Annotated in this window: 11 protein-coding genes and 1 pseudogene; 1 reads left to right on the top strand and 11 read right to left on the bottom strand. The window is 74.5% G+C overall.

Translation table 11 applies throughout. The features are described from left to right. The 8 genes and pseudogenes from SJ20_RS04270 to SJ20_RS04235 all read right to left on the bottom strand — a co-directional run. Nucleotides 1-541, bottom strand: a pseudogene (locus tag SJ20_RS04270) (hypothetical protein); the annotation flags it as partial. 2 nt (nucleotides 542-543) lie between these two features. Next, nucleotides 544-1,149 (bottom strand): DedA family protein, encoded by a 606-nt coding sequence (locus tag SJ20_RS04265; RefSeq protein ID WP_044659054.1) that lies wholly within the window; start codon nucleotides 1,147-1,149, stop codon nucleotides 544-546. Beyond that, a complete protein-coding gene (locus tag SJ20_RS04260) occupies nucleotides 1,146-2,195 on the bottom strand; it encodes a pseudouridine synthase (protein WP_044659053.1) in 1,050 nt (349 codons plus the stop codon). Before SJ20_RS04260 ends, SJ20_RS04265 begins: the two co-directional genes overlap by 4 nt. Nucleotides 2,196-2,251: 56 nt before the next feature. Next, a complete protein-coding gene (locus SJ20_RS04255; RefSeq protein WP_044659052.1) occupies nucleotides 2,252-3,826 on the bottom strand; it encodes a long-chain fatty acid--CoA ligase in 1,575 nt (524 codons plus the stop codon). Further along, nucleotides 3,823-4,290, bottom strand: coding sequence for a MaoC family dehydratase (locus SJ20_RS04250; protein WP_020625414.1), 468 nt, complete (start codon nucleotides 4,288-4,290; stop codon nucleotides 3,823-3,825). The genes SJ20_RS04255 and SJ20_RS04250 overlap by 4 nt, the downstream gene beginning before the upstream one ends. Before the next feature lie 21 nt (nucleotides 4,291-4,311). Beyond that, nucleotides 4,312-5,067 carry a 3-oxoacyl-ACP reductase FabG gene (fabG, locus tag SJ20_RS04245; RefSeq protein WP_020625413.1) on the bottom strand — a complete coding sequence of 252 codons (756 nt, stop codon included), beginning with the start codon at nucleotides 5,065-5,067 and terminating at the stop codon, nucleotides 4,312-4,314. 55 nt (nucleotides 5,068-5,122) lie between these two features. Further along, nucleotides 5,123-6,337 (bottom strand): acetyl-CoA C-acetyltransferase, encoded by a 1,215-nt coding sequence (locus SJ20_RS04240; protein WP_020625412.1) that lies wholly within the window; start codon nucleotides 6,335-6,337, stop codon nucleotides 5,123-5,125. A gap of 46 nt (nucleotides 6,338-6,383) precedes the next feature. Next, nucleotides 6,384-7,586 (bottom strand): acyl-CoA dehydrogenase family protein, encoded by a 1,203-nt coding sequence (locus SJ20_RS04235; RefSeq protein ID WP_036316076.1) that lies wholly within the window; start codon nucleotides 7,584-7,586, stop codon nucleotides 6,384-6,386. 177 nt (nucleotides 7,587-7,763) lie between these two features. Here SJ20_RS04235 and SJ20_RS04230 point away from each other — a divergent pair, with 177 nt between their 5' ends. Next, on the top strand, nucleotides 7,764-9,026 hold the full coding sequence (locus SJ20_RS04230; RefSeq protein WP_020627988.1) for a CdaR family transcriptional regulator: 1,263 nt from the start codon (nucleotides 7,764-7,766) through the stop codon (nucleotides 9,024-9,026). Here the strand turns inward: SJ20_RS04230 and SJ20_RS04225 are convergent. The 3 genes from SJ20_RS04225 to SJ20_RS04215 form a co-directional block, all read right to left on the bottom strand. After that, complete coding sequence (locus SJ20_RS04225) at nucleotides 9,016-10,266, bottom strand: glucose-1-phosphate adenylyltransferase family protein (protein ID WP_044659051.1); 1,251 nt, start codon at nucleotides 10,264-10,266, stop codon at nucleotides 9,016-9,018. The genes SJ20_RS04230 and SJ20_RS04225 overlap by 11 nt on opposite strands. Nucleotides 10,267-10,343: 77 nt before the next feature. Continuing rightward, nucleotides 10,344-11,285 (bottom strand): DNA-formamidopyrimidine glycosylase family protein, encoded by a 942-nt coding sequence (locus tag SJ20_RS04220; RefSeq protein WP_044659050.1) that lies wholly within the window; start codon nucleotides 11,283-11,285, stop codon nucleotides 10,344-10,346. A 14-nt stretch (nucleotides 11,286-11,299) separates the two neighbouring features. Then, on the bottom strand, nucleotides 11,300-11,812 hold the full coding sequence (locus SJ20_RS04215; RefSeq protein ID WP_044659049.1) for a VOC family protein: 513 nt from the start codon (nucleotides 11,810-11,812) through the stop codon (nucleotides 11,300-11,302). Between the last annotated feature and the right edge of the window lie 110 nt (nucleotides 11,813-11,922).

The raw sequence follows: 11,922 nt of genomic DNA, 5'->3' as shown, positions 1-11,922 counted from the left end.
CGGCCTCGGCGGCGAGCCGCTCGTGCTCGGCGGCCCGGCGACGGGCGACCTCGGCGGCGCGCTCCCGGCCGGCTCGCAGGCGCGCCCGCCGGCGCTCCTCGGCTGCAGCGCGGCGACGTGCGGCCTCCGCGGCCTTCTCCGGGTCCCGCCCCGGGGCGGGGAGGATGCGCTCGACCGTGCCGACGAGCGGATCGGCGAAACGGGCGAGGTCCGGGCTGCCGAGGCGGTCCAGGATCTCGCTGAGGTCCCGGCGTGGGCGCTGTTCGGCGGGAGCGCCCGGAGTGCGCAGGCGGTCCATGGCGCGGTGCACGTCCGCGCGGCGGTCCTCGCGCACGCGGCGCTCGGCGGCGGTCTCGGGTCGGCCCGAGCGCAGGGCGCGCTCGTGACGGCGCAGATCGCGGCGGGAGATCTCCCCGGGCGCGGCCAGGGCGCGGCGGGGGCGCGCGGCGGGGGCACGCGTCGCGTCGTCGTCGGGACGGGGCGCCGAGGCGCCCCGGAGGCGCTCGAGGGCGGCGCGGGACTCGGAGGACGCGTCCTGCATGCTCACCCCTTCCGGCCCCGGCGACGGTGGGCCATGATCCCCGCGATCATCAACCCTGCAAGGGTACCGAACACCATGCCGACCACCGCGGACGCCCACCACGGCAGGCCGGTGGCCCGGCCGGTGATCCAGCCGAGCCCCACCATGGACCCGGACCACGCAAGCGAGCCCGCCCCGGACAGCCACAGGAACACGGGCCAGCGGATCCCGCCGATCCCGGCCGCCGCCATCGACGCCGTCCGCCCGCCCGAGACGAACCGCAGCACGGACAGCCCCGCCAGGCTGCCCGCCGGGCCCACCCGCACCAGCAGGCTCCGGATCCCCCGGTGGATCCGACGCCACCACGCCCAGCGGTCCAGGCGGTCGGCGAGGCCGTGGCGGAACAGCGCGTAGAGGCCGACGTCCCCGGCCCAGCAGCCCAGCCACGCCGCCAGCACCGCGGCCACGGGGGAGACCCGGCCCTCGGCCGCGAGCGCCCCCGAGCCGATGACCACCACCTCCGACGGGACGGGTGGGATCGGGGCGTCCAGGGCCACGAGCAGCGCGGTGAGCGGGTGGAACCACACTCCGAGCGCGTCCATCAGGGCGGCCGGGTCCCCGCCCGTCACCGCGGTCGCTCCTGCAGCTCAGCGGGGGAGGTGAACTCCCGCTCCTCGCCCGTCACCGGGTCCGTGAAGCGCAGCGACCGGGAGAGCAGCTGCAGGGGACGCGTGACGTCGTCCGGGGCGAGGTCGAGCAGGTCCGGGTAGAACGGGTCGAACGCGATGCCCAGGCCCAGGGCGGCCAGGTGGATGCGCAGCTGGTGGGTGCGGCCCGTGCGCGGGGTGAGCCGCAGGTGCGCCACGCGCCGCCCCGCCAGCGTCCCGGCGGAGACGCCGACGCCCAGCAGCTCCACCCGGGACTCCGCGTTCGCCCCGGCGTGGGGCCGGTTCGACCGCCGGGTCCGCACCGGCGCGCCCGCCCGGCGTCCCGAGGCGGCCGGCGGGATCTCCTCCACCACGGAGCGCAGGATCCCCTTGTCCTTGCGGATCCGGCTGCGCACGGTCAGCGGGAATCGCCCCAGGACGGGGTCGGCCGGGGCGCCGGGGCGGCGGGCGCCGTCGTCGGGGGCGTCCGGCAGGAGCGCCACGGCCTCGTAGGTCTTGGCCACGGCACGCCGCTCGAAGAGCAGGTGGTAGGCGCCGCGGGTGGCCGGGTTCGCGGAGAACATCACGACGCCGGCCGTCGCCCGGTCGAGCCGGTGCAGGGGCACGAGGTCATCGAGGCCGAGCTCGTTGCGCAGCCGCACCAGCGCGGTCTCCTGGACGAAGCGGCCGCCCGGGGTGGTGGGCAGGAAGTGCGGCTTGTGGATGACCACGAGGTGCTCGTCGCGGTGCAGGAGCGTGTGCGTCACGGGCAGCGGGGCCTCGTCGGGGACGTCCCGGTAGTACCAGAGGTCGTCGTGCACGCCGAGCGGCGTGTCCGCCGGGATGGGGGCGCCGTCCGCGGCCACGACCTGCCCGGAGGCGAAGCGCCGCCGGATGCCGTCCGGGTCCACGTGGCCGAAGCGGTCCAGGACGTACTCCTGGACGGACGCCCAGGGTCCGGAGGCGGGCAGGCGCAGGCGGGTCGCGTTGACGCCGTTACGCAGGGGAAGGGGGGAGGGGACGGCCACGTTCCCGATTCTCCCAGGAGGGGAGGACAGGGAAGCGCGGCCGTCGTCGCGGGCGGCTACGGCGTCGCGGAGTGCGACTCGGGGGAGGCCGGCTCGGCCAGCGTGGTCGCCAGGTCCCGCTTGCGGATCTTGCCGGTGGCGGTCTTGGGGAGGCTGTCCACCACGACCACCTCGCGCGGGTACTTGTACGCCGCCAGGGAGACCTTGGCGTGCTCGATGACCCCCGCCGGGGTCACGCTCATGCCCGGCCGGGTGCTCACGACCGCCACCACCTCGCTGCCGAGGGAGGGGTGCGGACGCCCCACCACGGCCACCTCGGAGACCGCCGGGTGCGTGGCGATGACCTCCTCCACCTCGCGGGGGTACACGTTGTACCCGCCGCGGAGGATGAGCTCCTTCTTGCGGTCCACCACGTAGATGAACCCGTCCTCGTCCCGGTACCCCATGTCCCCGGTGCGCAGCCACCCGTCCACGAGGGTGGCCGCCGTGGCCTCGGGGTTGCGGTAGTAGCCCTTCATGATGGTGGGGCCGCGGAAGAGCAGCTCCCCCACCTGGTCCTCCCCGGGGCCGAGCAGGTGTCCCTCCGCGTCCACCACGCGGCACTCGGTGCCCCACAGCGGCTTGCCGATGGACATGACGCGGCGCTCCTCCCGGGAGACGTTCACCGCCACCGAGCTGGTCGACTCGGAGAGGCCGTACCCCTCCAGGATGGTCGCCCGCGGGAACTTCGCCTCGAAGCGCCGCAGCACCTCCTGGGGCAGGGCCGAGCCTCCGGAGACCACCTGGCTCACGGACGAGAGGTCCCGCCCGGTGTCGGGGTCCTCCACCATGCCGATCAGCATGGTCGGCACGGCGGAGATGCGGGTGATCCCGTGGCGCTCCACCAGGTCGAGCGCGGCGGCGGCGTCGAAGCGGGGGAGCAGGACCATGGTGCAGGCGTGGCGGACGCAGATGTTCAGCACGCTCGTGAGCCCGTACACGTGGAAGAAGGGCAGCACGGCCAGGACCACGTCGTCGGGCCGGATCGGGATGCGCGCGCCGGAGACCGTCGTGTTCATGTAGATGCCGAAGTGGGTGAGCTCGGCGCCTTTGGGGGGGCCGGTCGTGCCGCTCGTGTAGATGATCACCGCGGTGTCGTCGGCCTGGGTGGGGGCCATGTCCACCGAGGGGCCGGGGGCCAGCAGCTCCGCGAAGTCCCGGGTCCCCGCGGGCCGCTCCCCGGCGCCCGTGGAGACCACGTACACCGTCGGACCGCCGTCGGACCCGCCCGCCTGGGCCGCGCCCTTGACCGCCGCCTCGGCCGCCGTATCCACGGTGATGAGCACGGCCGTGTCCGAGTCGGACAGGTGATGGGCGATCTCGCGCGGCGTCAGCAGGGGGTTGAGGGGGACCATGACGAAGCCGGCACGGACGAGGCCGAAGTAGGCGAACAGGAACTGCGGGATGTCCGGGAGCTGCACCGCCACCGAGGTGCCCGGGGCCAGGCCCAGCCCGCTGAGGTTCGCGGCCACCAGGTCGGCGGCGGCGTCCACCTCCGCGTAGATCCAGGCACGGTCGCCCAGGATCACGCAGGGGCGGTCCGGGTGCTCGGCGGCGCTCTCGCGCAGGAGCACGGAGATGTTGAACGTCATGACGCGTCCTTTCCCGGGCGGAGGAGGAAGAGCGAGTCCGACACGCAGGCCGGCTTCGCCACTCCCTCGATCTCCACGGTGGTGGTCACCATGGCCAGCGCCCCCTGGGGGCCGCGGTCCAGGCGGGTGAGCTCGGCGCCGGCGCGGATGCGCGCGCCGACGGGGGTCGGATGGGGGAAGCGGACCCGGTCCGATCCGTAGTTGACGACCATGGCCATCCCCTCCACCCGGTAGATCTCCCGCACCATCGAGGGCAGCAGCGCGAGGGTGAGGAAGCCGTGGGCGACCGTCGAGCCGAAGGGTCCCCGGGCCGCCCGCTCGGGGTCCACGTGGATCCACTGGTGGTCGTCGGTCGTGTCCGCGAACAGGTCCACCTGCTCCTGGGTGACGGTGCGCCAGCGGCTGTGGCCCAGGTGGGTGCCCACGGCCCGCTCGAACTCGTCCAGTCCGTCGAAGGTCTGCATGGCGTTCTCCTCGTGGGGGGCTCAGGCCTTGGGTCCGCCGGCCACGTAGAGGACCTGGCCCGAGATGAAGGAGGCCTCCTGGCGGGCGAAGAAGGAGGCCGCGGCGGCGATGTCCTCGGGGGTGCCGGTGCGGGCGACGGGGATCTGCTCCGCCGCCTTGGCCACGTACGTCTCGTAGGGGACGCCGATCCGCTCGGCGGTGGCCCGGGTCATGTCCGTCTCGATCAGGCCCGGCGCGATGGCGTTCACCGTGATCCCGAAGCGGCCCAGCTCGATAGCGACGGACTTGGTGAAGCCCTGGATCCCGGCCTTGGCCGCGGCGTAGTTCGCCTGCCCCCGGTTGCCCAGCGCGGACGTGGAGGAGATGTTCACGATCCGCCCCCACCCCTGCTCCGTCATATGGCGCTGGGCGGCGCGGGTCATGAGGAAGTGCCCGCGCAGGTGCACGTCCATCACCGTGTCCCAGTCCTGGGCGCTCATCTTGAACAGCAGGTTGTCCCGGAGCACGCCCGCGTTGTTGATCAGCACGGCGGGCGCACCCAGCTCGGCGACGACGGCGTCCATCACCTGGGCGACCGACTCCTCCCGGGCGACGTCGGCGGCGAAGGCGCGGGCCGTCCCGCCGGCCTCCTCGATCTGCCCGACGACGTCGGCGCACGCCTCGGCCGAGAGGTCGACGGCGGCGACGGCGAAGCCGTCCTCCGCCATGCGTCGGGCCAGGGCGGCGCCGATGCCGCGCGCGGCTCCGGTGACGACGGCGATGCGGGGCTCGGTCATGGGGTTCCTCCGGGAGGGTCGGTGCGGGTGCGGGTGCGGACGGGGCGGGAAGGACTCAGGACAGGCGCTCGATGACCATCGCCATGCCCTGGCCGCCGCCGACGCACATGGTCTCGAGGCCGATGTGCTTGTCGTGCTCGCGCAGCGAGTTCAGCAGGGTGGCGGTGATCCGGGCTCCGGTCATACCCCAGGGATGGCCCAGCGCGATTGCCCCGCCGTTGACGTTGAGCTTGTCCAGGGGGATCCCCAGGTCCTCGGCGGAGGGGAGCACCTGCGCCGCGAACGCCTCGTTGATCTCCACGAGGTCGACGTCGTCGATGCTCATCCCGGCCCGCGCCAGCGCCTGCCGGGACGCCTCCACGGGGCCCAGGCCCATGATCTCGGGAGAGAGGGCGGAGAGGCCCGTGGACACGATCCGGGCGAGCGGGGTCAGCCCCAGCTCGGCGGCGCGAGTGTCGCTCATGACGACGAGCGCCGCGGCGCCGTCGTTGAGGGGGCAGGCGTTGCCGGCGGTGACGGTGCCGTCGGGCCGGAAGACGGGGTTCAGCTGGGAAACGGCCTCGAGCGTGGTGCCCGCGCGCGGGCTGTCGTCCCGGGTGACCCGGATGCCGTCGGGCAGGACGAGCGGGGAGATCTCCCGGTCCCAGAAGCCGGAGGCCTGGGACTTCTCCGTGAGCTGCTGGGAGCGCACGGCGTACTCGTCCTGGGCCTGGCGGGAGACGCCACGCAGCTGCGCCACGTTCTCAGCCGTCTGGCCCATGGCGATGTAGACGTCCGGCAGCTCGCCCTCCTCGGCGGGGTCCGTCCACACGGGGGCGTCGCCCTCGGCCCGGCGGGCCGAGCGCTCCCACGCGGAGCGGAACGCCGGGTTGCGGGTGTCCTCGTCGGAGGCGCCGCGGTCCAGCCGGCTGGCCGACTCGACGCCGGCGGAGACGAACACGTCCCCCTCCCCGGCGCGGATGGCGTGGAACGCCATGCGGGTGGACTGCAGGCTGGATGAGCAGAAGCGGGTGATGGTGGTGCCGGGCACGGAGGGCAGGCCGGCCAAGACCGCGACCACGCGGCCGAGGTTGCCGCCCTGCTCCCCGCCGGGGGCGCCGCAGCCCAGGATGAGGTCCTCGACCTCGGCGCGGTCCAGCTCGGGGACCCGGTCCAGGGCGGCGGTGACCATCTGGGCGGCCATGTCGTCGGCGCGCAGGTCGCGGAGGGACCCCTTGCGGGCGCGGCCGATGGGGGAGCGGACGGCGGAGACGATGACGGCTTCAGGCATGGTGGTGCTCCTTCGGGAAGGGGGGCGGGGAGAGGGCGGGGAGGTCTCAGGCGAAGGCCGACACGCCGGTGATGGCGCGGCCGACGATCAGCGACTGCATGGAGTCGGTGCCCTCGTAAGTGTAGACGACCTCCATGTCCGTCAGATGGCGGGCGACGTGGTTCTCCAGCAGCAGCCCGTTCCCTCCCAGGATGTCCCGGGCCATGGAGGTCACCCGGCGGGCCTGGCGCGCGGCCGACATCTTCGCGAGCGAGGCCATCGGGCCGGTCAGGCGACCCTGGTCCTGCAGCTCCAGGAGGCGGAAGCACGTGAGCTTGATGTTGGTGACGTCGGCCAGCATGGTGGCCAGCTGCCCCTGGACCAGCTGGTGGCCGGCGATCGGCTTGCCGAACTGGACGCGCTGCCCGGCGTAGGCGACGGCGGCCTCGTACGCGGCGACGGCGTGGCCGAGCGTCTCGACGGCCACGCCGCCGCGGGTCGTGCTCAGGACGCGGTTGACGTCCTTGAAGGAGGAGCAACCGGGGAGCCGGTCCGCCTCGGGGATGCGCAGGCCGGAGATCACGATGTCCGGCTGGAGGATCGCGCGCTTGCCGATCTTGCCGGTGATCACGGTCGGCTCGAAGCCGGCGGGGAACTCCGTGTCCGGCTCCCGCTCCAGCACGAACGCCTTCACCTGGCCGTCGGCCACGTCGCGGGCGTAGATGACGATGACGTGGGCGTAGGAGGCGTTGCCGATCCAGCGCTTCGCGCCGTCGAGCACCCAGGTGTCGCCCTCTCGGCGGGCGGTGGTCTCGAGGGCCACCGAGTCGGACCCGTGGTCGGGCTCGGTGAGCGCGAAGGCGCCGATCATCTCCATCCGGGCCATCCGGGGCAGCCAGCGCTCCTTCTGCTCGTCCGAGCCGAAAGCGTTGATCGAGCCCATCGCCAGCCCGGAGTGCACCCCGAAGAAGGTGTTGAAGGATCCGTCCCCGCGGGCCAGCTCCATCGACACCAGGGCTCCGGCCATGCGGCTCATGCCGGGGCAGCCGTACCCCTCGATGACGGTGCCCGCCACGTTCAGCTCCGCCAGCTTGGGCACGAGCTCGAACGGGAACTCGGCGCGCTCCCAGTAGTCGTTGATGACGGGCATGAGCTCGGCGTCGACGAACGCGCGGACGCGGTCGCGCACCTCGCGCTGCTCCTCCGTCAGCTCGTCGTCGAGGAGGTAGATGTCGTGGTCGGGCAGGACGCCCGAGCGGGTCTCGCTCATGTCGGCTCCTCTGGGGGGGCTCGGGTGGGATGGGTCCGGGTGCGGACGAGGTCTCCGCCCACCGTATGACCGGCGCCACAGTGGCACTATGGGCACGGAGCACAGAGTCGGTTGTGCAGCCAGGACACGAGTCCCGCCCGGCCGGACGCCGCCGGCGGGGGCGGCGAGGAGGACGGCATGGTGCAGGAGGCAGGGGTCCCCGAGGAGTCCGGGGACGCGGAGCGCCGTCTGCGGGAGGCCTGGTCGGCGCTGCTGGAGGACGCCGACCGGATCGCCGACGAGATCGCCGCCGCCACGCTGGGCGGCGACCAGGGCGGGGCGTGGTCCACGCCGGAGCTGCGGGCCAGGCTGCGTCGTAGCACGCGGGAGCACGTCCGTCGGGGCCTGCGGGGCCTGGCCGGCGTGCCCTCCGGGGAGGGCGCGGGAGGGCGCCTGGTCGACACGTGGCGGGCCACCGGCGTCGAGCGCGCCCGCCAGGGGGTGCCCCTGGAGACCGTGATCTCCACCTACACCTCGGGCAACCGGCTGCTCTGGGAGGAGCTGGGACGGCGGGTCCGCGAGGGCAGGCTCGACATCACGACCGAGGAGCTCCTCGAGGCGGGGCGCCGGCTGTGGGAGGACCTGAGCGTCACGGGCGAGGTCCTCAGCGCCGCCTACCGGCGGGAGACCGCGCGCCTCACCCTGCGCGACCTGCGCCGTCAGGAGGACTGCCTGGCCGGGCTGCTGGAGGGGAAGGGCGCGGACCCCGTCTACGCGGAGCAGGCCGAGGAGATCCTGGGCGTCCGGGCGACCGCCCCCCTCGCCTGCGTCGTCGCCCTCGCCGAGGACCCGGGGAGCGACGTGCTCCATCACCCCGAGGACCGCATGGGGCGACTCGGGGCGACGTCCCGCTGGGCTGTGCGCGAGGGGGCGCTCTACGGTGTCGTCGAGCCTCCCTCGACGGACGAGGAATGGCTCACGGAGGCGCTGGGCCCGCTGGTCGAGGGCCAGGTGGGAGTGGCCTGGGCCCGGCAGGGGATCCCCGAGACGGCGGCGGCGTTCCGGCTGGCGACGCGGGCGGCGCACACGCTCCCGCCGGGCGAGCGGCGGCTCGCCTGGGCCTCCCATCGGCTGCCGGAGGTGCTGCTGGAGTCCAGCCCGGAGGTCGCCGCGCTGCTGGTGGAGGAGGTGCTGGGACCGCTCCGGGCGCTGCCCGCGGACCAGCGCGCCACTCTGATGGAGACCCTGCGGGCGCTGCTGCGCCGCTCGGGCTCCGCGACCCTCGCCGCGGAGGACCTGATCTGCCACCGCAACACCGTCATCTACCGCACCAAGCGCCTGGTGGAGCTGACGGGGTGCAGCCTGCAGGACCCGCGGGGACGCCTGATGCTGGAGCTGGCCGTGCTCGCCGCAGACCGGGCCGGCGGGCCGGTCCGGAGGGCGCGGCCGATCAGTCCCTGACGGGGGCGCCCGAACCGGTGGTCTCGTCCGAGGAGGCGGGCCCGCGCTCGCCCGGCTCGAGGACCACGACCTCGTCGGCCGGCTCCGCGCGCCCCGTGGCGCCCTCGGCCGGGATGGCGGCGCCGACGTCGGCGATCACCGTGTCCAGCACCGCGCCCGAGGGCACCGTGCACTCGCCCAGCAGGATGCTCCCGCGCACCACGGCGCCGGCCTCGACCACCACGCTGGGGCCCACGACCGAGTCGGTCACCTCGCCCGCGATCCGGCAGCCGGGGCTGAGCAGGGAGCCGGTGACGGTCGCCTCGGGGGCGACCCAGGCCGGCGGAGCGGCGTGCGGATTGGTCAGCAGCGGCCAGCCTTCGGCAGCGACGTCCAGGCCGGTGCCGTCGAGGATCTCCCGGTGGGCGCGGACGTACGCGTCCAGGGTGCCGATGTCCCGCCAGTACCCGACGAGGCGGTGCTCCCGCACGCGCCCCCGCGCCACGAACGCCGGGATGATGCTCTCCCCGTAGTCGCCGAGGGAGGAGCCCACGGGGTCGCCGTCCTCATCGGTCTCGCCCTCGTCCTTGGTGGCCGCCTCGTCCTCGCCCGCCACGAGGTCGCCGACCACCTCGGAGAGCGCGGCGACGTCGAACACGAACACCTCGGTGGCCACGAGCGTGCCCGCCGGGTCCTCCGGCTTGTAGGCGTAGTCGGTCACGGCGCCGTCGTCGTCCACCTGGACGACGCCGAAGCGCGAGGGGTCCTCGTCCGTCTCGGTGGTGACCACGGTGAGCTCGGCGCCGGAGCGGGTGTGCTCGGCCAGCACGGGGCGCAGGTCCAGCTGGTACAGGTGATCGGCGGAGAGCACGACGACGGTCTCGGCGCCGAACTGCTCCAGCAGCGGCAGCTGCTGGGCGATCGCGTGGCCGTTGCCGCGGGCGAAGCCCTCCTCGGCGCGGCCCTGCGCGGGGGGCAGGAGCCGCAGGCCGTGGCGGGTGCCGTCGAGATCCCACGGCCGGCCGCCGGCCAGGTGCTGGTTGAGCGTGAAGGGGCGGTACTGCTCCACGACCCACACGTCCCGCAGGCGCGAGTGGGCCAGGTTGGACAGGACGACGTCGATCAGCCGGTACTGGCCCGCCAGCGGCACCATCGGCTTGGCGCGGGCCGCGGTGAGCGGCATGAGGCGGCCGCCGGTGCCGCCGGCCAGCACGAGCGCGACGACGGCGCCCTCCGGGTCCTTCGGGAACGGGTCGGCCATGACTTCTCCTCGGGTCGGGGGCGGGTTCAGCGTAGGGAACGGGGACGACACGCGGCCACCGTTGGGGCGCGTCCGGCTCAGCGCTGGCAGTGCGGGCACCACCACAGCCGCCGCGCATCGTCCTCGGGGGAGCCGTAGTCCTCCTGGCGGACGGGGCCGCGGCAGCGCAGGCACGGGGTGCGGTCGTGCCCGTAGACCCAGTACGACGGCGTCCCCCCGCCACGCGCGCCGGGCGTCCGGCCGGGTGCCGTGTCGGGTGACGGACCGGCCGGGACCAGCACCTCGACCCCGAAGGGTCGCGCCGGGTTCGGACGCACGCCCGTGGTCCGGCGCCGGGCGCCCGCGGCGGGGGCGGCGGGCGGGACGTTGGCGCGCAGCAGGTCCCGGGCGAGCAGCACGAGTCCGGCGACGTCCTCGACCTCGCCGATCGGCCGGTGCGGGTCGATACCGGCCAGCAGGAGGGTCTCGCAGCGGTAGATGTTGCCGATCCCGGAGACGAGCCGCTGGTCGAGCAGGGCCAGGCCGACCGGCCGCTCGGGCCGGGCCGTGAGCCGCCGCACGCCCTCGGCGAGCAGCGCGGCGCCGTCGTCGGGCGTGTCCCAGGCCGGGTCCAGCAGGTCGGGGCCGAGGTGGCCGAGGACGGCGGCCTCGTCGGCGGTGGGCACGAGGGTGAGCAGGCCCAGCTGGGCGCCGAGCACGCGGTGCTCCGCCGTCTCCAGCACCGCCCGCACCTGCCAGGCGGGGGCGCCCCACCGGGCGTCGATGGCCGAGACGAGCCAGCGGCCCTCCATCTTCAGGTGCGAGATCAGGGTGAGCGGACGGGCCCCGGGGCGGGCCGTGGGCGGGGTCAGCCGCATCAGCAGGTACTTGGCGCGCGGCAGGACCTCGGCCACCGTCCAGCCGGTCAGGTCCGCGGTGGCGTGGCGGGGCACGCGCAGATCCGCGTGCGTCAGGACCCGGCCCTCGAGCACGGGGCGGAGCCGGTGCGCGACGCGGACGAGGGAGTCGCCTTCAGGCACGGGCCGTCACCGGCTCAGGCCGCGTTGAGCTGCCAGGTCACGCCGAAGCGGTCCCCGACCCATGCGAAGCGGCGGGAGAAGCCGTCGTCGTCGGGCGGCATGCAGTCACGGCCGCCGCCGGCGAGGAGCGCGTCGTGGATGGCGTCCACCGCGGTGGCGTCCGGCAGCTCGACGAACAGGCTGATGGCCGGGGTGAACGTGAACCCGTGCGGGGTGAAGGAGTCGAAGAAGCGCAGCCGCTGGCCGGCGATCTCGAGCTCGCCGTGCAGGACCTTGCCCGCCCATTCGGCGCCGCGCGGGGAGGAGTCGTCGAAGAGGTCCCGGCGGACCTCGGTGACCGGCAGGTGCTCCACGAACGCGGTGAGGTAGGCGTCCATGGCCGCACCGGCGTCACCCTCGAACAGGAGGAACGGGGTGACGGAGGGGTCTGAGGGATGCGGCAGGGAGTCCTCGAGGGCCTCGGGGGCGGGGGACGTGCCCGTGGGGGCGGTGCCCACGTCCTCGGGCGGGGCGGCGTCGATGCTCATGGGCCGAACCTACCCCCGGGCCCCGCCTCCGCGACAGGGCCACCCCGGGCAACGCGGGTTGGGTTGTCGCGGGTGTTCGACGGCGGGACCCGTGACAACTCAACCCGCGT

Origin of the sequence: Micrococcus sp. MS-ASIII-49, assembly GCF_000946635.1 — a bacterium.
Taxonomy (GTDB): domain Bacteria; phylum Actinomycetota; class Actinomycetes; order Actinomycetales; family Micrococcaceae; genus Micrococcus; species Micrococcus luteus.
Note: the sequence above shows the minus strand (reverse complement) of the source record. Positions and strands in the feature narration are given on the sequence as shown.

Bases quoted from the DNA above. Each gene is read 5' to 3' on its own strand.
- SJ20_RS04230 (WP_020627988.1), top strand. From the start codon at position 7,764: ATGGTGCAGGAGGCAGGGGTCCCCGAGGAGTCCGGGGACGCGGAGCGC.
- SJ20_RS04240 (WP_020625412.1), bottom strand. From the start codon at position 6,337: ATGCCTGAAGCCGTCATCGTCTCCGCCGTCCGCTCCCCCATCGGCCGC.
- SJ20_RS04225 (WP_044659051.1), bottom strand. From the start codon at position 10,266: ATGGCCGACCCGTTCCCGAAGGACCCGGAGGGCGCCGTCGTCGCGCTC.
- SJ20_RS04215 (WP_044659049.1), bottom strand. From the start codon at position 11,812: ATGAGCATCGACGCCGCCCCGCCCGAGGACGTGGGCACCGCCCCCACG.
- SJ20_RS04235 (WP_036316076.1), bottom strand. From the start codon at position 7,586: ATGAGCGAGACCCGCTCGGGCGTCCTGCCCGACCACGACATCTACCTC.
- SJ20_RS04255 (WP_044659052.1), bottom strand. From the start codon at position 3,826: ATGACGTTCAACATCTCCGTGCTCCTGCGCGAGAGCGCCGCCGAGCAC.
- fabG (WP_020625413.1), bottom strand. From the start codon at position 5,067: ATGACCGAGCCCCGCATCGCCGTCGTCACCGGAGCCGCGCGCGGCATC.
- SJ20_RS04250 (WP_020625414.1), bottom strand. From the start codon at position 4,290: ATGCAGACCTTCGACGGACTGGACGAGTTCGAGCGGGCCGTGGGCACC.